This is a genomic window from Nocardia anocheti, from assembly GCF_029675105.1.
Classification (GTDB): Bacteria; Actinomycetota; Actinomycetes; order Mycobacteriales; family Mycobacteriaceae; genus Nocardia.
The window spans coordinates 231,473-254,293 of sequence record NZ_JAQQFV010000001.1; the positions used below are offsets into that span (position 1 = coordinate 231,473).

The following is a 22,821-nucleotide window of genomic DNA, read 5'->3' on the forward strand; positions in this document are numbered from 1 at the left end:
CCTACACCTCCACCGGAGCTACGTCGACCGAGACCGTGATCGTGGACTGTTTGGCGTCGGTGTAGATGATGCCACGCAGCGGGGGAACATCCTGGTAGTCGCGGCCCCACGCCACGGTCACGTAGCGCTCGTCGGCGAACTGGTCATTGGTGGGGTCGAAGGCGATCCAGCGGCCGGTGCGGTCGGTCGGATCGGTGCCCGGCAGCCAGACCGCCGCCCAGGCGTGCGTGGCGTCGACGCCGACCATGCGCTCCTTGCCCGGCGGCGGGTCGGTGGCGAGATAGCCCGACACGTACCGCGCCGCCAGCCCGTGCGAGCGCAGGCAGGCCGCGCCGACGCGGGCGAAATCCTGGCAGACGCCCTCGCGCGCCGCGAACACGTCGGCCACCCGGGTGCTGACCGTGGTCGACCCGGAGACATAGCGGAAGTCGCGATTGATCCGCGTGTTCAGCTCGGTGACCGCCTCCAGCAGCGGCCGCCCCGGCGCGAAACTCTTCGCGGTGTAGTCGAAGACCTCCGGGGTGATCTCCGGGGGCAGCAGGTCCAGGGTGAACTCGATGGCGAGCGGGCCGGTGCCCGCGCTCGGCCGCGCCGATTCCCAGGGAATTTCGACGCCGTCCAGGTCGGCCGGATGCTCGCCGTCGACCTCGACCAGCGATTCGCCGGTCACCTCCAGCGTCCGATGTTCGGAGGTGACGTGGAAATAGGTGGTCGCGTTGCCGAACACGTCGTTGCCCACCGAGCGGTCCGAGGGCACCGGATCGATGACGATGTCGTGTTCGAGCAGCCGCTGCCCCGCGAACGCGCGCGGGGTGAGGAACGCGCGGCCGTAGGAACTGGTGACCGCGTCGGAGTAGCTGTAGGTGGTGCGGTGCGTCACCTGGTAGCGCCTGCTCATCCGACCATCCTGGCGTTACCCCACAGCGGCTGGATACCCACGGGCACCGCGAGTTTGGTGGCCTCGAACGATTCGGACAGCTTGCGCAGCCGCAAGTGCACCCCCTCCAGCAGTTCCACCAGCTCGGTGCGGATTCCGGCGTCGTCGGTGTGCTCAAGTTCCGTCGGGTCGACACGGCGCAGCATGCGCTGGGCGTCGGCGAGCAGCCGTTGCGAGCGGGTCGCGCCCGAACCGCCCGGTAGCGCCTGGAAGTCGGCTTCGAGCCGGTCGAGCTGATACACCAGCGAGCGCGGATTGCCCGCGTCGAACAGCAACAGTCCCGCCAGCGCCGCCACATGCGCCGAACCACGGTGGCGGCGGCGGTAACTCACCGCCGATTCGGTCGCCACCAGGACGGCGTCGGCGACCACCGCGTCCACCTCGGAGGGATTGGACTGCGCGAGCGTCGATGTCAACAACGACGTCAGGCCCAGACCGCGTTCGATCCGCTTGCCGATATCCATGACGTACCAGCCGGTGTCGCGCACCAGCGATTCCGCGCCGATCCCCGACAGCGACAGCAGCGCCGCCAGCGTCAGCGAGTGCACCGCCGACAGGGCGTTCTCCTGTTCGGCACTGGCGCCGCGGAATTCGGCCAGGGCGCGGTCGACGGCACCGAGGATCATCCAGGTGTCGGCCGAGAGCTGGTCACGCACGGCCCTGGCCGCCGAACCGTAGTGGTCGACCGCGTAGGACAGCGACCCGGGCAGATGGCGATCGCCGGTGAGCGAGGCGAGATAGTCGAACCCGTCCGCGGAGGCCCCCGCCACCACCCGGCGTGCTTCGGTGACGCGTTGCGCCTGTTCGGGGTCGCCGACGTCGGCCGCGCGCGGCCCCTCCGGCCGACCGCCCGTCTCGGCCGCGCGTCTCCCGCTCTCGAGCCGCATGACCGGCGGGAGGGTGTCGTTGGGCAGCACGGAACCCGGGGCGATCGTGCCCGTGATCGTCGACAGCGCGCGCATCAGGATCGGCAAGCCCTCGGCCCCGCTGTGCCACGGGCGATAGCGGTAGTCCTGGTAGACGTCATGGGTCGCGGCCAGCAACCGGACGACCGCTTCGGCGCGTTCGCTGTAGCGACCCATCCAGAACAGGTCGTTGAGCACACGCGGCGAACTCACCGCCTCCACCACCGGTACCGCGCGCCGCAGCCGTTCCTCGTGCGGCGCCTCCGCGCCCACCGCCGCGGCCACCGCCGGAGCGGCCCGCACCCACACATCCTTGGCGGCCACCTTGATCACGCTGCGGCTCGGTTCCAGCCGCATCCGCTGCTGCCCGAGCCCACCCGCCATGGCCGTGTACCCACCCCGCCTGGCCAGCGAGAACAGCCGCATCCCCACCGGCACCGGCGCCAATCCGGTGGCCCCTTCCACGGCGGGCGCCACGGAGAACTCGGCGGGCTCCTGACCCACCCACTTCCACCGCTCGGCCTCGATCCGTGCGGCCAGCTCACCGCGTTCGGCCGAGGACAGGGTGGGGCCGACGACGGTCGACCCGTCGACGGCCGAGCGCACCACCAGCTCGTCCAGATGGGCGATCAGATGCGCGCGCTCCTTGTCGTCACCGCCCCAGTAGGCCGGAGTGCCGTCGAGACGCAACTCCTCCCCGAGGACCGAGCGGGCGATGCGCGGCAGGAACGCGCTCAGCGCGGGCGATTCCAGCAGCCCGCTGCCCAGCGTGTTGACCACGGTGACGGCCCCGCGCCGCAACACCTCCACCAGCCCCACCACCCCGAGCCGCGAATCCGGACGCAGATCCAGCGGATCGGAGAACTCGGCGTCGACCCGGCGCAGCACCACATCGACCCGTTCCAGACTGCCCAGCGAACGCATCCACAGCGCGCCGTCGCGCACCACCAGATCGGCGCTCTCCACCAGCGGAAAACCCAGCATCTGCGCGAGATAAGCCTGGTCGAAGGCGGTTTCGGAATGCGAACCAGGGCTGAGTACCACCACCACCGGCTCCTCGCCGTCGGCCAGTTCGGGCGCGGCCTCCTCCAGCATCAACCGCATGGCCCGCGCGAACGGGGTCAGCGGGCGCGGGACCGCGTGCTCGAACGCCTCGGGCATCGCCTCGGCCACCACCCGTCGATCGGCCAACGCGTACCCGGCGCCCGACGGAGCCTGCGCCCAGTCGGCCAACACCCGGAACCGCCCGTCACTCCAGCGACTGATGTCGCAGGCGTGCAGGAAGAGCTGATGCGTACCCGGAATCGTGATGCCGTGCGCGGCCCGCACATACCCGGTGCTGCCGAACACGATCTCCGGCGGCAACAGCCCCGAACTCAACAGCCTGCGCGGCCCGTACACATCGGTGAGCACCTCGTCGAGCACCTGCGAGCGCTGCACGAGCCCGCTCTCCAGCCCGGTCCAGTCGTCGGCCGAGACCAGCAGCGGGATCGGGTCGAGGCGCCAGGGTGAGGTGGTCGCGGTGTCCTCGCTGAGACCGACCTCGGTATAGGTGACGCCGTCGTCCTCGATCTGCCTGCGCACACGCTGCTCGATCCGGCCGATCCCGGCCGCGCCCTGATCGGCGAACGCGGCCGACAGCTCCGACCACATCCCCCGCACTCGGCCGTGGCTGTCGACGAGTTCGTCGTAGTAGCCGGATGTCGGGCGCCCGCACTCGTCGAACCGCGCGTCGGCCTCACTCCCGGCCAGATACCTCGTTAGAGCTGTGTTGGTTGGAGCGCTGGCGCGCTCGAGTGCTGTGCTGGTTGGAGCGCTGGCGCGCTCGAGTTCGCGCCCCCTGGGGTCCCGTCGATCAGGCACCGTGGCTTGCTCCTTCGTCGCCTACGCCACGGCGCCTGATCGACGGGACGGGCGCGAACCGCCGACTTCGTCGGCGATCCCTCCTCGGGGTCGGGATGTGCGGGGTTGGGAATGCGCGATGTCTGGGCTTCTTGTTGGGCATTTCGGGGTTGCCCTTCTCGAGGGTGGCGGGGTCGCTATCGGTGACCTGCGGTGTCCCACACGGTGCGCGCGCGACGTAGATCCAGGATGCCGGGTGCGCCGATGTCGGTCGACTGCGCGGCGATCTTCGCACGGAGAGCGGCCGGATCCTGGGGATTCACGGTGTGTCCGGTGGCTTCGAAGCGGCGATTGCGGCGGGACTGGGCGGCGACGGCGTTGACGGGGGCGTCGTCGAAGGCGCGGCCGCCGGGGTGCACGACGTGGTAGGTGCAGCCGCCGTGGGAGAGGCCGGTGGCGGGGTCGACCAGGTCGAAGACCAGGGGGGCGTCGACGGTGATCGAGGGGTGCAGCGAATTCGGCGGCTGCCAGGCGCGGTAGCGCACGCCCGCCACCTGCACGTCGGCCTTGTCGGTGGCCAGCAGCGGGACGGGCATGCCGTTGCAGGTGAGCACGTAGCGGTCGCGGTCGGCGCCGACCACGCGCACCTGCAGGCGCTCCACCGAGGAGTCGACGTAGCGGGCGGTGCCCTGCTCGGTGGACTGTTCGCCGAGGGTGAGCCACGGTTCGATGGCGCCGCGCAGTTCCAGTTCCACCCCGCCGATCGTGGTGGTGCCGATGCGCGGGAACCGGAACTCGGTGAACGGGTCGAGCCAGCTGGTGTCGAAGTCGATGCCGTGCGCGCGCAGGTCGGCGGCGACCTCGGCGATATCGCTGGTCAGGAAATGCGGCAGCAGGTAGCGGCCGTGCAGATTCGCGCCGTGTCGGATCAGCGGCGCCCGGTAGGGCTTGTCCCAGAACATCGCGACCAGCCCACGTACCAGCAGCGATTGCACCATCGCCATCTGGAAGTGCGGCGGCATCTCGAAGCCGCGCAGTTCCAGCAGACCGAGTCGTCCGCGCGCGGAATCCGGACTGTAGAGCTTGTCGACGCAGAATTCGGCGCGGTGGGTGTTGCCGGTGAGATCGGTGAGCAGATGCCGCAGCGCGCGGTCGATGTGCCAGGGCGCGGACCGGACTTCCGACGTCGCAGCGGCCTTTTCGGCGGTGAGGCGAGCGATCTCGGCGAAGGCGATCTCCAGTTCGTAGAGCGCGTCCTCGCGCCCCTCGTCGGCGCGCGGCGCCTGCGAAGTGGGACCGACGAACCGGCCCGCGAACAGGTACGACAGCGCGGGATGACGCTGCCAGTAGGTGAGCATCGAGACCAGCAGATCCGGCCGCCGCAGCAGCGGCGAGCGCGCCGGACTGGTGCCGCCGAGGGTGATGTGGTTGCCGCCGCCGGTCCCGCCGTGCGTGCCGTCCACGTCGAACGATTCGGTGCTCAGCCGCGCGAGCCTGGCCTGCTCGTAGAGGGTGCCCAGCACCTCGGCCTGCTCGGCGAAGGACGTGGTGGGCATGATGTTCACCTCGATCACGCCGGGATCGGGGGTGATCGAAAAGGTGTGCAGCCGAGCGTCACCCGGCGGGGCATACCCCTCGAGCACCACCGGCTGACCGATAGCCGCGGCCGCCTGTTCCACCTTCGCGAGCAGGTCGAGGAAGTCGTCGAGTTCTTCGACCGGCGGCAGGAACACGTGCAGCCGTCCCGCGCGCACTTCGGCGACCAGCGCCGTGGTCGGCCGGAAATCCGCCTCCTCCACCTCGGCGGGCGGTTCCGTGCGCGGCAGTCGGAGCGGCCCCTGGAACAGCGGGTCGGCCTCGGGCGGCACCGGCGTTTCGTGCCACGACAGCGAGTGCAGGGGAAGCCTGAGCCCCGCTGGCGAATCGCCCTCTGCCAGCACGATCCGCCCCGGACCGCCATCCGCGCCGCCCCGCCGCAACCGCCAGTCCGCACTCGCCCATCCGGCACCATCGTCCCTGCGGTGCAGCGGGATTACGAACGCGCTCGGCTCACTGACTGCCGCGTCGAGCCGCGCGAGGAACTCACGCCTGGTCTCGGGCGAATCCGTCCCGGGATCGATGTCGTCCTCCGGCGGCTCACCCTCGGGCGCGCCGACGGTGGCGGCCAGCCTGGCCAGCGGGTCCTCGTAGGCGGCCCGCACCTGCGTGGACGGCAGACCGAGCGCATCGGCGATATGCGCGGCGAACGCCCGCGCGTCATCATGATCCGCGCCCGCTCGTCGCCGATCCCCCGCGCCCACACCCACACCCGATGCGAGTCGCCCAGCCTCGGCAGACGTCTCGACCACCGCGGCATTCTGCGGTTGCGCGTCGGTCGACCGCGTGACCGTCTCCGATGCGATCCCCACCTCGACCGCGCCTGCCACACGCGCGTTCCGCGGCTGTACGGCGATCGACCGCTCCCCACCGGCCAAGTCGCGTTCGATGGCCTCGGCACCACCGCCCGACCCGGCTTCGGTGCCACTGGCCGACCCGACCTCGGTGCCACTGGCCGACCCGACCTCGGTGCCACTGGCCGACTCGGCTTCGGTGACCTCGGCACCACCGCCCGACTCGGGTGCGATGACCTCGGCACCACCGCCCGACTCAGGTGCGGCGACCTCGGCACGACAGCCCGACTCGCGTGCGGCGACCTCGGCACCACCGCACGTCCGGGTCGCCGAGGTCGCGGTGACATCGCCCGCAGGCGAGGATGCCGTCGAGCCGCCGACGCCGATCAGTCGCGGCACGGCGGGGTGCGGCTCGGCCCCCGCCGCGACCGGTACGGCGTGCCCCGCCATGACCCCCGCCGCGACCACGGCCGCATCCACACGCTCCGCGAGCTCACCGCCCCTTTCGACCGCGTCGGGTTGCTCGTGATCCTCGCCGGGGGGCGCGGTTAGGTCGGGGCCGACGGGCTCACCGATGGGAGTCCACGGGTCGGCCAGTAGGTTCTGGCGCGTCCAGATCGGGTGGCCGTCGGCGCGCCAGGCAATGGCGATCTCCCAGCGGGGCAGTGGTTCTCCCGGGTACCACTTGCCCTGGCGGTATTGGACGATGCCGGTGGGGGCGTAGCGGGCGCGCAGGCGCTCGGTCAGGTCGACGGCGCGTTCGCGTTTGTGTGGGCCGTCGGCGTCGGTGGTCCACTGGGGGCTCATCTGGTCGTCGATGGAGACGAAGGTGGGTTCGCCGCCCATGGTCAGGCCCACGTCGGCGGCGGCCATGCGCGCGTCGATGGCGGCGCCGGACGCGGTGATGCGTGTCCACTGGGAGTCGGTGTAGGGCAGCGTGACTCGCGGGTCCTCGTGCACCCGCCGCACCACATTGCTGAATTCGAGCGTGGCCTCGGTGATGCCGGTGGCCCCGGTGATGGGGGCGGCCGCACCGGGATGCGGGGTCGCGGCCAGCGGAATGTGGCCTTCCCCGGCGAACAATCCCGAGGTGGGGTCCATGCCGACCCAGCCAGCGCCGGGCAGATACACCTCGGTCCAGGCGTGCAGGTCGGTGAAATCGGCGCTGGGGCCCGACGGCCCGTCCAGCGCGGGCGTATCCGAGGTGAGCTGCACCAGATACCCGGACACGAACCGCGCCGCCAGCCCCAACTCCCGCAGGATCGCCACCAGCAACCACGCCGAGTCCCGGCACGACCCGAGCCTGCCGCGCAGCGTCTGCTCGGGCGTCTGCACGCCCGGTTCCATCCGCACCGTGTAGTCGACCGTATTGCGCAGCGCGTAATTCAGCTCGACCAGCCCGTCGATCGACCGCATCCGCCCGCGCGGCCGATGCACCCGCACCCATTCCCGCACCAGCTCCCCGGCATCCGCGACCGGCCGCAGATACGGTTCCAGATCCGCCGCCAGCGCCGCCGGATAGGCGAACGGGAAATACTCCGCGTAATCCTCGACGAAGAAATCGAACGGATTGACCACCTCGAGATCCGCGATCAACCCCACGGTGATCGACAATTCCCGCGTCCGCTCCGGAAACACCAGCCGCGCAACGAAATTCCCGAACGCGTCCTGCTGCCAATTCACATAGTGCCCCGCCGGTGACACCTCCAGCGAATAGGCCACGATCGGCGTCCGAGAATGCGGCGCGGGCCGCAACCGCACCTCGTGCGGATGCACCTCGACCAGCCGATCGAACGAATACGCGGTCCGGTGCTCGAGCGACACCTTGATGCCCATACCCAAGTTGACCACACCGACCCACCCCACGACCCCCCGTCGCCCCCGGCGTTTCCCGACCCACACCAGCACGAAACCCCACGGTAACGCCCCACCACCCCGCAACCGCACGACCACCTACGACCCCGCCACCGTTGCCGATCCGCCGCCCCACACCTACCGTGTCGACATGGCGCCACTCGATGTCGAAGACCTCCCCGCCCCCACCTCCGCGACCCTGCGACGGCGCGCTCGCGCGGCCGGGCTACCGATACAGCAATACGTGCGCCGCGAATTGATCGCACTCGCCGCACGACGGACCTCCATCGACGCGGTCGTCCAATTCCTCGCCGACGAGCGCCCGGACCACCCCGGCGCCGAAGTCGACGCGGCCGCACTGGCCTTGATCAATATCTACGACCTCCCCGCCGAAGCATGGAGCGTTTTCACCGCACGCGCGGCAGCGGCCGGAATTCCGCTGAGCGACTACGTCCGCACCGAACTGATCACCTCCGCACGCCGCAGCACCGTCGACGACGCCGTCCTCGAAATCCGCGAGGCCATCGACAACGACCCCACCCTGCGACTCGACATGCCCGAGATCGTCGCCTCGGTCCGCTACGCCCGCGCCCTCTGACGAACCCGTAGTTCGCTGTTCGGCGGCCTCCGGAGGGGACGTAGGCTGGGTCGGTGAGCTACGACCACATCATTCTGCCGTCCGGTGTCGCCAGCTCCATCGATGAGGTGGACGCCTATCTGGCGGGGCAGGAGGGGAAGCCGGAGGCGGCGGCGATCGTGGAGATCGCCACCGAGTTGAACGAGCGCAACAACGAGTTGCCGACCGAGGACGTGTTTCTCAGTGTCGAGGCGGTGGGTGGGCCCAGTGGGGACACGCTGTATGTGCCCTCGCCGTACGACGCGATCGGATTCGTGCGCAATCTGCTGTTCGACCTGGCGACCCCGCGCGGGTACGCCGTCTACGATCCGCAGCTCAGTTGGCTGATCGATCCGGCGGGGCATATCCCGATCGCGGTGACGCACGGTGGCGCGGGCGAATTCCCCTATCTCACGGAAGAACTGGCGCACCGGTGGGTGGCGGGGCTGGCCGATCCGAATCCGTATCTGATCGTCGAGCGCGGCGAACAGCGCTACATCCAGACCTACCGCGACCCGGATGGCCCGTACACCCTCGAATACCGCGACGGCTCGGCCGACAAGCACTTCGGCACCACCCTGGAGGACCCCGCCCAGGTCGCGCGCATCATCTGGGACTGGGCCAACGACCGACCCGACGCGGGCGCGGAGGTCTCCTGGACCCGCGTCGAGTTCTGATCAGAGGGCGCGGCGGCCCGACAGGGCGCGGCCCAGGGTCAGCTCGTCGGCGAATTCCAGATCGCCGCCCATCGGCAGGCCCGAGGCCAGCCGGGTGACCGACAGACCGGGGAAATCGCGCAGCATGCGCACCAGATAGGTGGCCGTCGCCTCGCCCTCGGTGTTCGGGTCGGTCGCGATGATCACCTCGCTGACGTCGACGCCGTCGTCCTGATTACCGATGCGGGTGAGCAGCTCCCGGATGCGCAGCTGATCGGGCCCGATCCCGCTGAGCGGGTCGAGCGCACCGCCGAGCACGTGGTAGCGCCCACGGAACTCGCGGGTGCGCTCGATCGCCTGGACATCCTTGGGTTCCTCGACCACGCAGATCATGGTGCGGTCGCGGCGCGGGTCGGCGCAGATCCGGCACAGTTCGCCGTCGGCGACGGTGCCGCACGACACGCAGAACTGCACACCGTCGCGCACCTTCTGCAACGCCGCCTGGAGCCGGTCGATCTCCGGCGGCTCCACGCCGAGCAGATGGAACGCGATGCGCTGGGCGCTCTTGGGACCGACGCCGGGCAGTTTGCCCAGCTCGTCGATCAGATCCTGAACCGGCCCCTCATACATCAGAAGTCGGGCAGACCGGGCAGCGAGCCGCCGCCGAGACCGGCCGAGAGCGGGCCGAGACGCTCGGCCGCGAGCTTCTGCGCGTTGCCCATGGCGTCGTTGATCGCGCCGATGACCAGGTCCTGCAGGCCGTCGACATCGCTGGGGTCGACCACCTTCGGGTCGATGGTCAGCGCGGTGACCTCACCGCTGACCTTGATGGTGGCCTGGACCAGCCCGCCACCGGCCTGACCCTGCACCTCGGACTCGGCCAGCTCGGCCTGGGCCTGCATCACCGCCTGCTGCATCTGCTGGGCCTGGGCGAGCAATGCCTGCATATCGAACTGACCATCACCGGGTTGCACAGAATGTCCTCTCTAGAAAGTCGTCGGCTCCAAGCCTAGTACGCACGGCTTCGTCGGCGATGGTCCCACATGCGCGACCGGCGCCCCGCATACCGACCGGACCGTTACCGACGCCTGCTCAGATAACAGATTCGTTGCTGGCGTTCCGCATTCGATCCGGATCGCGGCACGCACCCTACGATCGATCGAGGTCGGGCCAGGTTCAGCAACCCCAGGGAGAACAGAATGAATGCCACCCGTGCTCGACTGTCCACCGCGGCAGCCCTGTGCGCGTCGACCGCCTGCCTGCTCTTTCTCGCCGCCCCCATCGCCTCGGCGGAGGTCACCGACTACGGCCGCGGCTGCGTCGTCGACACCGGCAACCCCGCGGTGACCATGGATTCGCTGCGGTTTCGCTGCAGTGTCACCCAGCAGGACCAGATCTACCGCGACGCCGAGGCCGGGGCCGTCCCCAACGGTGTCACCAACGGCTGGGTGACCCGCCCGCAGCAGTTCACCGGCATCGCGCCGTCGCTGTGGGTCGGCAAGGTCTTCCGCACCGGCCCCGACGGCGGCACCCTGACCAACCGCGTCACCGGCGCGGGCATCGAGGCGTTCCCCGCCGACGTCTACCGCGCGCCGTCGATCCTCGACGGCAAGCCCACCTGGGCCCTGAACTACGCGCCCTCCCCGACCCCGCAGGTCTACGACGAGATCCGCGAGATCGCCCCCGGTGTCTGGTTCGGCTACTCCTGGTGGCGCGAGGGCGACTGGCCGCTGCTCGCCGCCTTCGTGCTCGCGCCCGCCTGAGCCGTTGTTGACCCTCCCCCCGCTGGAGGGTGTTGGCTGGATCCCATGACAGCCACCGTGGCGATCGGCGAATTCGCCCGCCTCACCCACCTCAGCGTGAAGACCTTGCGCTACTACCACGAGATAGAGCTGCTCGAGCCGGTGGCCGTGGACGCGGGCACCGGCTATCGCAAGTACTCCACCGAGCAGGTCGAGCGCGCGCACCTGATCCGTCGGCTGCGCGATCTGGACATGCCGTTACCGCAGATCCGCGCGGTGCTCGCGGCCACCGATCCGGCCGAGCGCGATGTCACGCTGCGCGCGCATCTGGCCAGGATGGAAGCCGAACTGCGGCGCACCCAGGACGTGATCGCCTCGCTGCGCGCGCTGCTCACCGAACCACCGCCGCCGCTGCGGGTGGATTACCGGATGGAACCGGCGTTCACCGCGCTGACCCGCACCGAACGCGTGGAGCACCACGCGATCGGACCGTGGTGCGATGTGGTGTTCGAGCAGCTCTACACCAGTCTGCTCGCCCTGGGTGTCACGCCGGGTGGTGTTGCGGGCGCGACCTATTCGACGGAATTCTTCACCGACGACATCGGCTCGGTCACCGCCTACGTGCCGATCCCGCCGGATACCGAACTCGTGGTGCCCGAGGGCATGGAGGTGACCGGGTTCCCGGCGCTGCGTTTCGCCATCGCCGTGCACACCGGCGCCTTCGAAGACTTCGACCGCACCTATGGCGCGCTCGGCAGCCACGTCGCCGAGCACGCCACCGCCCTCCCCGACGCACCGGTCCGCGAGCGCTATCTCGTCGGACCCGACCTCACCGAAAACCCGGCCGACTACATCACCGAGGTGTGCTGGCCGATCACCGAAGGAGAAAACCGATGACCCTCGCACTGGGCAATGTCACGTTCGACTGCCACAACGCCGCGGCCCTGGCCGACTTCTACGCCCAACTGCTGGACGTGCCCGTCGACCCGGAAGCCTCGGAGTTCTTCGCCACCGTCGGCAAGACTGCGGGCTCCTCGCCGATCCTGATGTTCATCCAGGTCGACGACAAGAACTCGGGCAAGAACGTCGTGCACCTGGACTACCACTCCGCCGAATGGCGCGACTACATCGAGCGCGCGATCAGCCTGGGCGGCAAGCACATCGGTGACTTCGACGAATACGGCCAGCAGTGGGCCACCCTCGCCGACCCCGAAGGAAACCTCTTCGACATCGGGAAGGAGTAGACCTCAGGCCAGTTCGCGCGCGAGGTTGCCCAGAACTTCCGCCTGGATCTTCTTCAGGCCCAGCGGGGCGAAGATTCCCTCGAAGATGCCCGAGATGCCACCGGCGCCCTGCCAGGTGGTGCGGACGGTGACGCGCGAACCAGTCCCCTCCGGGGTGACGGTCCAGGTGTTGACCATCGAGGAGTTGGCGTCGCGCTCGGTCAGGATCGAGTCCGACACGGTGACTTCGGCACGCACGTTGCGCGAACGCTTCTCGGTGGCCTGCAGGGTCCACTCGACCACGGTGCCCGCGCCCTTGCCGCCCTCGATCACCTTGTAGTCGCGGTAGTGCGAGGAGAGGATGCGCGGGCGGACCGTCTCGTAGTCCCCGATGGCTTCGATGGTGCGCTGCGGATCCGCCGCGACCACGATCGAACTGCTGGCGCTGACCTGTCCCACTGTTGACTCCTTGTCGCCGGGTGCGATATCTCGACCGGGTTACATCCTGCCCTGTGCCCGTTCCGAACCCCCGGCCAGGGGACTTTTCGCGACGGCGCGCGAGTATCCGGTGGCCGGGCGGGCGCGGGAGTACTAGCGTCGAGGGGTGGCAGTGAGTCTGTTGGGCAGAGCCGGCCACGCACCGGCCGCACGCGAGTCTGGATACCCCGCGCACCGAGAGGGCGTGGCACGACTGCTGGCAAGCTATCGCGCCATCCCTCCCGGTGCTGTCGTCCGCCTGGCGAAGAAGACGTCGAACCTGTTCCGCGCCAGGGCGGCGACCAGCGCGCCGGGCCTGGACGTCTCCGGGCTGAACCGGGTGATCGCCGTCGACCCGGAGGCCAGGACGGCCGACGTGGCGGGCATGACCACCTACGAGGACCTGGTCGCGGCCACCCTCCCCTACGGCCTGGCCCCGCTGGTGGTGCCGCAGCTCAAGACCATCACCCTCGGTGGCGCGGTGACCGGCCTGGGCATCGAGTCGACCTCGTTCCGCAACGGTCTGCCGCACGAATCCGTGCTGGAAATGGACGTGCTGACCGGTTCCGGCGAGATCGTCACCGCGACCCCGACCAACGAGCACGCCGAGTTGTTCCACGGTTTCCCCAACTCCTACGGCACCCTCGGCTACACCGTCCGGCTCAAGATCGAACTCGAGCCCGTGCAGCCGTTCGTCGCGCTGCGGCACGTGCGCTTCCACGACCTGCGGGAACTGGAGGCCGAGCTGGAACGCATCGTCGTCGACCGCAGTTACCAGGGCGAACAGGTCGACTACCTCGACGGCGTGGTGTTCACCGCCGAGGAGAGCTACCTGACGCTGGGCCGCCGCACCGACGAGCCCGGCCCGGTCAGCGACTACACCGGCATGGACATCTTCTACCGCTCGCTGCAGCACGCCGACGGCGTGAAACGCGACCGGCTGACCATCCACGACTACCTGTGGCGCTGGGACACCGACTGGTTCTGGTGCTCGCGCGCCTTCGGCACCCAGAATCCGAAGATCCGCCGCTTCTGGCCGAAGAAGTACCGCCGCAGCAGCTTCTACTGGAAGCTGGTCGCGCTGGACCGCAAGTACCACATCGGCGACCGGCTCGAGGCCCGCAAGGGCAATCCGCCGCAGGAGCGGGTGGTGCAGGACATCGAGGTACCCGTCGGGCGCACCGCGGAGTTCGTAGAATGGTTCCTGCGGGAAATACCGATCGAGCCGATCTGGTTGTGCCCGTTGCGGTTGCGTGACAGCGCGGTCGAGGGCGCCGAATCCGATCGCCCGTGGCCGCTGTATCCGCTGGAGCCGGACCGCACCTACGTCAATGTCGGGTTCTGGTCGGCCGTGCCGACGGTGCCCGGTCAGCCGGAAGGGACGGCCAACCGCGCCATCGAGAAGACCGTGTCCGCCCTGGACGGGCACAAATCGCTGTACTCGGACGCCTACTACGACGAAACCGAGTTCGCCGCGCTCTACGGTGGCGACACCTACGCGCAACTGAAGAACCGTTACGACCCGGACCAACGACTGCTGAATCTGTATTCGAAGGCGGTGCAACGCAAGTGACGACATTCAAGGACCGATCAGAGGTATTCGCCGAGCTGGGAACCCGGCTCACCATCGCCGAGGTGTTCGAAACCCTCGTCGACGGTGACATCCCGATCCGGCTCACCGCCTACGACGGCAGCGCCACCGGCCCCGCCGACGCGGAATTCACCCTCGACATCAAGACCCCGCGCGGCATCAACTACCTGGCCACCGCCCCCGGTGACCTGGGCATGGCCCGCGCCTACATCTCCGGGGACATGGTCGCCGAAGGCGTGCACCCCGGCGACCCGTACGAGATCCTCAAAGCCATGCAGGGCATGAAGTTCCATCGCCCGTCGGCGCTGTCGCTGGTCACCATCGCGCGCTCGCTGGGCTGGGAACGGCTCAAGCCGATCGCCCCGCCGCCGCAGGAGACACTGCCGCGCTGGCGCCGGATCGCGCTGGAGGGCCTGCGCCACTCCAAGACCCGCGACGCCGAAGCCATCCACCACCACTACGACGTCTCCAACACGTTCTACGAGTACGTCCTGGGCCCGTCGATGACCTACACCTGCGCGGTCTACGGCGACTCCGACTGGACCCTCGAGCAGGCCCAGGAGAACAAGTACCGGCTGATCTTCGACAAACTGCGCCTGAAGGAAGGCGACCGGCTGCTCGACATCGGCTGCGGCTGGGGCGGCATGGTCCGCTACGCCGCGCGACGCGGGGTGAAGGTGATCGGGGCGACGCTGTCCTCCGAGCAGGCCGCCTGGGCGCAGGCCAAGATCGCCGAGGAAGGGCTCTCCGACCTGGCCGAAGTCCGCTACAGCGACTACCGCGACATCCCCGAGGGCGATTTCGACGCGGTCTCCTCGATCGGGCTCACCGAGCACATCGGCGTGCACAACTATCCGTTCTACTTCGGCTTCATCAAGGACAAGCTGCGCCCCGGCGGCCTGTTCCTCAACCACTGCATCACCCGGCCCGACAACACCCGCACCACCAAGGCGGGCGATTTCATCGACCGCTACGTCTTCCCCGACGGTGAGCTCATCGGCTCCGGCCGCATCATCGCCGAGGCCCAGAACGTCGGGCTGGAGGTGCTGCACGAGGAGAACCTGCGCGAGCACTACGCGCTGACCCTGCACGAATGGTGCAAGAACCTGGTCGAGAACTGGGACGCCTGCGTGGCCGAGGTCGGCGAAGGAACCGCGAAGGTGTGGGGCCTGTACATGGCGGGCTGTCGACTCGGCTTCCAGCGCAATGTGGTCCAGCTGCACCACGTACTGGGTGTGAAACTGGACAGCGAGGGACATTGGGACGTACCGCTGCGCCCTTGGTGGACACCGTAATCAGCGACGTTCTCGGCACCAGCCGCAAATGTCACAGCAGTTCGTCGAGGAAGTGGCCCGGTAGTTCGGCGAGGATCGAGTGTTGGTTGCCGTCGTGCGACTGCGTGCGCAGCACGTGCAGCAGGCCGACCACACCCGGTCCCGCGTCGAGCAGCGGTCGGGTCCAGCCCAGTTCGGCGCAGGTGCTCAGCACCGGCAGCACCAGGCCGGTGGCCTCGCCGATCCAGCCCGCCGCGGCCAGCGTCTCGGCCAACAGCAGGGTGACGTCGAGTTCGGCGCGGGGCCTGGCCTGCTCGATGATCCGGGAGTAGAGCGCCCGGGCGTGCCGGGCCGCGCGGTCGTCGGCGCGCAGGCGCTGCTGGGACAGCAGTTCGCGGATCTCGGCGATCTCCCCGGCCTCGGCGATGAGCACCGCCGCCCCCGACTTGCGTCGGGAACCGTTGCCGGACGGGAGCGCGGTGACGCGGTCGGCGTCGTCGCCGGTGGGCAGGCCGAGGCGGAAGCGTTCGGCGCGCACGTGCGCGTCGAGGCGGGCCAGGGTGTTGCTCGCGGCCAAGCGGGCGCCCTCGTCGAGGCGGGCGGCGGCCGTGTATTGATCACCCAGCGCGGCCTTCACCCTGGCCCCGATGACGAACGTCGCGACCAGGAAGTCCACCGGGCCCACCCGGGTGACCAACTCGTGGCTGTCGTCGAGCAGCCGGTCGGCCAGCTCGAGGTCACCGCGCCGATAGGCCAGCTCACCGAGCAGCGCCGCCGCGACTCGCGCCGCGTCCGAGCGTGGCCCGGCGCGGTCGCGGGCGGTGTCGTAGGCCTGCTCGAAACAGGCGGTGGCGGTGGCGATGTCGAGCTGTTCGTAGGCCGCGTCGCCCCGTGCGCACAGCCCGAAGACCGGACCGAGCGGGTCCTTGGACTCGGCGTGGTACTTCTCGGCCCAGTCCTGCGTCTCGGTCACGCCAGCGAAGTCGAACTCGCACAGCCGCACGAACGAGACCAGGTTGGCGGCCGTGGAGACCACCCAGGCGGGCAGGTCGTCGGGATTCTCCAGGCAGGGGGCGAGCCGTGCGGTGACCTCGGCGGTGTCGTCGTGGGCCACCCGGTCGGCGGCGTCGAGCACCGCGGCCGCGCAGCGCTGCTGGGCCAGTTCGGGTTCGGAGGTGCCGCGGGCGAGCAGGTTGGACAGGCGGCCCAGCGCCGAGCGCGCGGTCCCGGTCTGCTGCAGGTTCATATTCGCCCTGGCCACGGCCATCAGCAGCTTGGAACGCGAGGTCACCTGCTGCACCGGCAGTTTCGAGACGCTGCCCAGCAGGGTCGCCAACCGGGAACCGTCGATGAGGTCCATGCCGCCGCTCTCGAGCAGGTCGGCGGCGAGCTTGAGATCGGTGGCCGCGAGCGCGTGGTCGACCGACTTGCGCAGCAGCTGGTGTTCGGCGAACCAGCGGGCCGCCTTGCGGTGCAGCACCTTCGAGCGGCCGGGGTGCACGCGGTCGAGCCGGGCCCGCAGATGCTCGGCGAACAGCGGCTGCATCCGGAACCACTCCGGGTCGTGTTCGATGCGGCGCAGGAACAGTTCGCGCTGTTCGGCCTGTTCCAGCAGGGCGGCGCCGTCGGGGACGTCGGCCAGGATCGAGGCCAGCGGGCCGTTGATGCGCTCCACCACCGAGATGGCCATGAGGAATTCGAGCAGCTCCGAGTCCATGCTGTCGAGCACGTTCTCGGCCAGGTACTCGCGCATCCCGTGCCCGCCCTCGGCCAGCGAACCGAGCAGCTGGGCCGGGTCGCCCTTGCCGCGCAGCGTCAGGCTGACCAGCTGGATCGCGGCGGGCCAGCCCTCGGTGGCCGCGTGGATCTGTTCGATCTGCTCGTCGGTGAGCGCGAAACCGTTGCGCTCCACCAGGATCTGGCGGGTCTCGGCCTCGGTGAGCCGCAGTTGCGCGGCCCCCAGTTCGACCAGTTCGTCCCTGACCCGCATCCGGCTGATCGGCAGCCCGGACTGATCGCGGCTGGTGACCACGAACCGCACATGGTGACAACCCTTGTCCAGCAGCGCCGCCATCGCGTGATGCACGGCGGGGTCGCGCACCCGGTGCCAGTCGTCCACCACGACCACCACCGGGCGGTCACTGGCGTGGATCTCGTCGATCAGGGTGGCGATCACGAAGGCGACCGCGTCGGCGGGCCGTTCCTCGAGCACCTGTTCGAGCCCGGCGCCCACATCGGGGCGGACCCGGCGGATGGCCTGGATGAGGTGGCCGAGGAACCAGATCTCGTTGTCGTCGTCGTGGTCGATGCCCAGCCAGGCCACCGGGATGTCGCGGGCGACCAGGTCGGCACGCCACTGCGCGGCCACGGTGCTCTTGCCGAAGCCCGCGGGGGCGTGCACGAGCGCGAGGATGCGGTTGCCGCCCGCGCGCAGCACGTCGAGCAGGCGCTGGCGGGGGAACGGCGCGCGGGACGGGGTGGGCGGGCGGAACTTGGTGGCCGCGGTCGGCGGCAGGGTGGTGCTGGTGCGCATCGGCACCGAGGCGCCGCCGACCGCGGGGCGCAGGGTCAGCGGCCAGCTGCGGCGCGCGGTGACGGCCTTGAGCGATTCCGGTGCGTGGTCGGCGGGTTCGTCGGTGCCGAGCAGGGCCATCTCGTCGGGTAATTGGTCGTGCGCGGCCTGTACCTCGCGCAGGAGTTCGCCGAATTCCGCGGCCGAGGCGGGGCGGTCGGCCGGATCGGGTGACATGGCGCGTTCGATGACGGCGGCCACGTCGTCGGGGATGTCCTGGGCGCGCAGATCGGGGACGTTCTGGGTGGTGATCCGCAGAAACTGAGCGACCACCTTCTCCCCCGCCTGCCGTTCGAAGGCGGCATGGCCGGTGAGCAGGGCGAACAGGGTGGCACCGAGCCCGTAGATATCGGACTGCACGGTCGGTTCCAGGCCCTTGAGCACCTCGGGCGCGGTGAACGCGGGCGAACCGGTGATCATGCTGCTCGAGGTCTGGAAACCGCCGGGGATGCGGGCGATACCGAAATCGGTGAGCTGCGGTTCGCCGTAGTCGCTGATCAGCACGTTGGCCGGTTTCACATCGCGGTGCAGGATACGCGCGCGATGCGCCGACTCGATCGCCGCGGCCAGCTTCACCCCGGCGCGCAGGGTGTCCGACCAGGTCAGCGGACCGGTGTCGTGAATGAGCCGTTCCAGCGAACCGCGCGCGAAATACGGCATGACGATCAGCGGCAGCCCGGTCGGCGTGGCGTCGACCTGCAGGATGTCGACGATGTTCGGATGCCCCGAGAGCCTGCCCATGGCCTGTTCCTCGCGCAGGAACCGCTCCCGGCTCTCCACATCGATCTCCGAGGACAGCACCTTCACCGCCACCACCCGGTCCAGCGCGGGCTGCCTGGCCCGATACACCACGCCGAATCCGCCGCGCCCGATCTCCACGGCCTCGGTCAGCCCCATGGCCGCCAGCTCGGCGATCACCGCCTCGTCCGGCTCCCCCGGCGCCTTCGCCCGCTGGGTGCTGTTACCCACCGGCGACGACTCCGACGGCCCCGGCTGCATTCGGGTCGGTTCCGGATCCATGTGACCACCCCTCGAATCGACGGCGGCACCGGCGTGTGTCTACATATCCAAGCTAGCGCGATCCGGCATCTATCGGGTGGAGATTCGATACAGGGTTGCTGCCCAACGAAATCCGAACAGCCCCGCCTCGCGGTGTGCGAGACGGGGCTGTCGGGGCTGATCAGCGCTGTGTGGGCGCCGTCAGGGACTTACTTGCGCAGCGAGGCCGGGACCTCGAAGCGGGGGCCGAACTTCGCGGCCAGCTCGTCGGCGCGGGCCACGAAGGCCTCCTGGCCGCCGGGGTAGCCCACGATGAACTGGTGCACGCCACCGGTCCAGGCCGGGAAGCCGATGCCGAAGATCGAGCCGATGTTCGCGTCCTGGGTGCTGGTGAGCACGCCTTCGTCGAAGCACTTCTGGGTCTCGATGGCCTCGGCGAACATCATCCGGTCCTTGAGGTCCTGGAAGGTGTAGCCCTCCGGGAGCTCACGGCTGGTGCTGTAGAGCCCACGCAGCTCTTCCCACAGGCCGGTGGCCTTGCCGTCGACGTAGTCGTAGAAGCCCGCGCCGCCCGCCTTGCCCTTGCGGTCGTACTTGCCGACCAGGGTGTCGAGCACCTCGGCGGTCTTCGCGGCGGCGGCGTTGAGCTCGCCACCGTCGGCGAGGATGGCCTCGGCGGTCTCCTTGTAGATCTTCTGCATGGTGGTGAAGTTCAGCTCGTCGCTGAGCTTCAGCGGCGCGGCCGGGTAGCCCGCCTGCAGACCGGCCTGCTCGACGGTGGCCGGGTCGACACCCTCGGCGACCAGCGCGATGGCCTCGTTGATGAAGGTACCGATCACGCGCGAGGTGAAGAAGCCACGGCTGTCGTTGACGACGATCGGGGTCTTCTTGATGGCGAGGGTGTAGTCGTACACCCGGGCCAGCGCCTCGTCGGAGGTCTTCTCGCCCTTGATGATCTCCACCAGCGGCATCTTGTCCACGGGGGAGAAGAAGTGGATACCGATGAAGTCCTCGGAGCGCTTCACACCGTCGGCCAGCAGGGTGATCGGCAGGGTGGAGGTGTTCGAGCCGAGCAGCGCGTCGGCGTCGACGATGTCCTCGATCTCCTGGAAGACCTTGTTCTTGAGGTCGGGGTTCTCGAAGACGGCCTCGATCACGAAGTCGACGCCCTTGAAGTCGGCGGCGTCCGCGGTCGGGGTGATGCGAGCCAGCAGCGCGTCGGACTTCTCCTGGGTGGTCTTGCCACGGGAGAGGGCCTTCTTCTCGATGGCCTCCGAGTACGCCTTGCCCTTCTCGGCGTTGGCGAGCTCGACGTCCTTGAGCACGACCTCGTACCCGGCCTTGGCCGAGACGTAGGCGATGCCCGCGCCCATCATGCCCGCGCCGACGACGCCGATCTTCTTGATCTCACGCTTGGGCACGTCCTTGGGACGCGAGCCACCACCGTTGATGTGGTTGAGGTCGAAGAAGAACGCCTGGATCATGTTCTTCGCGACCGGACCGGTCAGCAGGCTCGTGAAGTAACGGCCCTCGATGGTCAGCGCGTTGTCGATGTCGACCTGCGCACCCTCGACCGCCGCGGCCATGATGGCGCGCGGGGCGGGCATGTTGGTGCCCTTGATCTGCTTGCGCAGGTTGGCCGGGAACGCGGGCAGGTTCGCCGCGAAGGCCGGGGTGGACGGGGTGCCACCGGGGATCTTGTAGCCCTTCTTGTCCCACGGCTGGGCGGCCTCGGGGTTGGCCGCGATCCACGCCTTGGCGGCGGGCAGCAGCTCCTCGACCGAGGAGACGACCTCGTTGATCAGGCCGATTTCCTTGGCCTTGGTGACGCGGTGACGCTGACCCTGCAGCAGCACCTGCATGAGCGCGTTCTGCAGGCCGAGCATGCGCACGGTGCGGGTCACGCCGCCGCCACCGGGCAGCAGGCCAAGGGAGACCTCGGGCAGGCCGATGGCCGAACCCTTGACGTCGGCCGCGACGCGGTAGTGGGTGGCCAGCGCGATCTCGAGGCCACCGCCGAGGGCGGCACCGTTGATGGCGGCCACGACCGGCTTGCCGAGCTGCTCGAGGCGACGCAGCGGGGCCTTGACGCCCTCGAGCATCTGCACGACCTCGGCCGCGTCGTCCGGGCCGACCTTGAGCATGTTCTTCAGGTCGCCACCGGCGAAGAAGGTCTTCTTGCCGGAGGTGATGACGACACCGGTGATGTCGTCCTTCTCGGCCTCCAGGCGGTCCACGGTCGCGGCCATCGAGGTGATGTACGCGTCGTTCATGGTGTTGGCGCCCTGGCTGGGGTCGTCGATGGTGAGGACGACCACGCCGTCGGCGTCCTTCTCCCAGCCGATGATGTTGTCAGTCATAGTTTTTCGTTCTCTCCTATGAGAAGTGTCGGCCGGGGATCAGACGCGCTCGATGATGGTGGCAACACCCATGCCGCCACCGATGCACAGGGTGACCAGGCCGTAGCGCGCGTTGCGGCGCTCCAGCTCGTCGACCACGGTGCCGGTGATCATGGCGCCGGTGGCGCCCAGCGGGTGGCCCATCGCGATGGCGCCGCCGTTGACGTTGAGCTTCTCGTCCGGGACGTTGAGGTCCTTCTGGAACTTCAGCACCACGGAGGCGAACGCCTCGTTGATCTCGACGAGGTCCATGTCCTCGATCGTCAGACCGGCGCGGTCCAGGGCCTTCTTCGCGGCCGGGGTGGGGCCGGTCAGCATGATGGTCGAGTCGGCACCGGAGGTGGCGGTCGAGACGATGCGCGCCTTCGGGGTCAGACCCGAGTTCTTGCCCGCTTCCTCGGAACCGATCAGCACCAGGGCGGCGCCGTCGACGATGCCCGAGCTGTTGCCACCGTGGTGGACGTGGTTGATCTTCTCGATGTAGGTGTACTTCTGCAGCGCGACGGCGTCGAAGCCACCCATCTCGCCGATACCGGCGAAGGAGGGGTTCAGCTTGCCCAGGTCGGCGGCGGTGGTGCCGGGGCGCATGTGCTCGTCGTTGTCGAGCACGACCAGGCCGTTGATGTCCTTGACCGGGACGATCGACTTGGCGAAGTAGCCGCCGGTGGTGGCCTTCGCGGCCAGCTCCTGCGAACGCACGGCGTAGGCGTCGACGTCATCGCGGGAGAAGCCCTCGATGGTGGCGATCAGGTCGGCCGAGATGCCCTGCGGCACGAAGTAGCCGTCGTAGTTGGTGGCCGGGTCCAGCGCCCAGGCGCCGCCGTCGGAGCCCATCGGCACGCGCGACATCGACTCCACGCCACCGGCGATGACGAGATCGTCGAAGCCGGAGCGAACCTTCTGCGCAGCCAGGTTCACAGCCTCGAGGCCGGAAGCACAGAAGCGGTTGAGCTGGAAGCCACCGACGGTGTCGGGCAGACCCGCGGTGGTCACCGCGACGCGAGCGATGTCCATGCCCTGGTCACCGACCGGGGTGACGACACCCAGGATCAGGTCCGAGATCTGGTCCTCGTCGAGGTTGGGGAAGCGGCCACGCAGCTCCTGGATCAGACCAACAGTCAGATCGATCGGCTTGACCGAGTGCAGCGAGCCGTTCTTCTTGCCGCGGCCGCGCGGAGTGCGGATGGCCTCGTAGATGTAGGCCTCTGTGGTCATATCGGAGTGTTTCCTTCCTAGGGGTGCGGTGGCCGCACGAACGCCACGACCAGCTGTCTCGACGCCGTACAAATCCCGGCAAGCACCAGCGGAGCATAGAACCATGCCCATCCGGTGTTCCCGGCCACC

General features: G+C 69.1%; 16 protein-coding genes. 7 read left to right on the plus strand and 9 right to left on the minus strand.

Going from position 1 to position 22,821, the window contains the following annotated elements; translation table 11 throughout:
- Position 1: 1 nt before the first annotated feature.
- From QC180_RS01200 to QC180_RS01210, 3 genes are all read right to left on the minus strand, one after another.
- A complete protein-coding gene (locus tag QC180_RS01200) occupies positions 2-898 on the minus strand; it encodes a transglutaminase family protein (protein WP_278260666.1) in 897 nt (298 codons plus the stop codon).
- The gene (locus QC180_RS01205; protein ID WP_278260667.1) at positions 895-3,495 is read right to left on the minus strand and encodes a circularly permuted type 2 ATP-grasp protein; all 2,601 of its coding nucleotides are present in this window, start codon (positions 3,493-3,495) and stop codon (positions 895-897) included. The genes QC180_RS01200 and QC180_RS01205 overlap by 4 nt, the downstream gene beginning before the upstream one ends.
- 386 nt (positions 3,496-3,881) lie before the next feature.
- Positions 3,882-7,910, minus strand: a complete 4,029-nt coding sequence (locus tag QC180_RS01210; RefSeq protein WP_278261170.1) for a transglutaminase family protein — start codon at positions 7,908-7,910, stop codon at positions 3,882-3,884.
- Between the two features lie 169 nt (positions 7,911-8,079).
- Between QC180_RS01210 and QC180_RS01215 the strand changes: the two genes are divergently transcribed.
- Both QC180_RS01215 and QC180_RS01220 read left to right on the plus strand, forming a co-directional pair.
- Entirely contained in the window at positions 8,080-8,526 is a 447-nt protein-coding gene (locus QC180_RS01215) for a hypothetical protein (protein WP_278260668.1), read from the plus strand.
- A gap of 53 nt (positions 8,527-8,579) precedes the next feature.
- Positions 8,580-9,221: a hypothetical protein gene (locus QC180_RS01220; protein ID WP_278260669.1), complete on the plus strand. Its 642-nt coding sequence runs from the start codon at positions 8,580-8,582 to the stop codon at positions 9,219-9,221.
- On the opposite strand, the gene recR is transcribed toward QC180_RS01220, so the two are convergent.
- On the minus strand, positions 9,222-9,830 hold the full coding sequence (gene recR / locus QC180_RS01225) for a recombination mediator RecR (RefSeq protein ID WP_278260670.1): 609 nt from the start codon (positions 9,828-9,830) through the stop codon (positions 9,222-9,224).
- Positions 9,830-10,147 carry a YbaB/EbfC family nucleoid-associated protein gene (locus QC180_RS01230; RefSeq protein ID WP_474646382.1) on the minus strand — a complete coding sequence of 106 codons (318 nt, stop codon included), beginning with the start codon at positions 10,145-10,147 and terminating at the stop codon, positions 9,830-9,832. The genes recR and QC180_RS01230 overlap by 1 nt, the downstream gene beginning before the upstream one ends.
- Before the next feature lie 252 nt (positions 10,148-10,399).
- Between QC180_RS01230 and QC180_RS01235 the strand changes: the two genes are divergently transcribed.
- The 3 genes from QC180_RS01235 to QC180_RS01245 are packed head-to-tail and all read left to right on the plus strand — an operon-like array spanning position 10,400 to position 12,186.
- On the plus strand, positions 10,400-10,963 hold the full coding sequence (locus tag QC180_RS01235; protein WP_278260672.1) for a hypothetical protein: 564 nt from the start codon (positions 10,400-10,402) through the stop codon (positions 10,961-10,963).
- A 45-nt stretch (positions 10,964-11,008) separates the two neighbouring features.
- On the plus strand, positions 11,009-11,839 hold the full coding sequence (locus QC180_RS01240) for a MerR family transcriptional regulator (protein ID WP_278260673.1): 831 nt from the start codon (positions 11,009-11,011) through the stop codon (positions 11,837-11,839).
- Positions 11,836-12,186, plus strand: coding sequence for a VOC family protein (locus tag QC180_RS01245; protein ID WP_278260674.1), 351 nt, complete (start codon positions 11,836-11,838; stop codon positions 12,184-12,186). Before QC180_RS01240 ends, QC180_RS01245 begins: the two co-directional genes overlap by 4 nt.
- A gap of 3 nt (positions 12,187-12,189) precedes the next feature.
- Here QC180_RS01245 and QC180_RS01250 read toward each other — a convergent pair whose 3' ends face one another.
- Entirely contained in the window at positions 12,190-12,624 is a 435-nt protein-coding gene (locus QC180_RS01250) for an SRPBCC family protein (protein WP_278260675.1), read from the minus strand.
- 151 nt (positions 12,625-12,775) lie between these two features.
- On the opposite strand from QC180_RS01250, the gene QC180_RS01255 reads away from it, so the two are divergent.
- Both QC180_RS01255 and QC180_RS01260 read left to right on the plus strand, forming a co-directional pair.
- Positions 12,776-14,215, plus strand: coding sequence for an FAD-binding oxidoreductase (locus QC180_RS01255; protein ID WP_278261171.1), 1,440 nt, complete (start codon positions 12,776-12,778; stop codon positions 14,213-14,215).
- The gene (locus tag QC180_RS01260) at positions 14,212-15,528 is read left to right on the plus strand and encodes a class I SAM-dependent methyltransferase (RefSeq protein ID WP_278260676.1); all 1,317 of its coding nucleotides are present in this window, start codon (positions 14,212-14,214) and stop codon (positions 15,526-15,528) included. Before QC180_RS01255 ends, QC180_RS01260 begins: the two co-directional genes overlap by 4 nt.
- Positions 15,529-15,559: 31 nt before the next feature.
- Here the strand turns inward: QC180_RS01260 and QC180_RS01265 are convergent, their stop codons facing one another.
- From QC180_RS01265 to QC180_RS01275, 3 genes are all read right to left on the minus strand, one after another.
- Positions 15,560-19,099 carry a protein kinase domain-containing protein gene (locus QC180_RS01265; protein ID WP_474646371.1) on the minus strand — a complete coding sequence of 1,180 codons (3,540 nt, stop codon included), beginning with the start codon at positions 19,097-19,099 and terminating at the stop codon, positions 15,560-15,562.
- Positions 19,100-19,287: 188 nt separating this feature from the next.
- Positions 19,288-21,438: a 3-hydroxyacyl-CoA dehydrogenase NAD-binding domain-containing protein gene (locus tag QC180_RS01270; protein ID WP_278260678.1), complete on the minus strand. Its 2,151-nt coding sequence runs from the start codon at positions 21,436-21,438 to the stop codon at positions 19,288-19,290.
- A 39-nt stretch (positions 21,439-21,477) separates the two neighbouring features.
- Positions 21,478-22,692, minus strand: coding sequence for an acetyl-CoA C-acetyltransferase (locus QC180_RS01275; protein ID WP_278260679.1), 1,215 nt, complete (start codon positions 22,690-22,692; stop codon positions 21,478-21,480).
- Between the last annotated feature and the right edge of the window lie 129 nt (positions 22,693-22,821).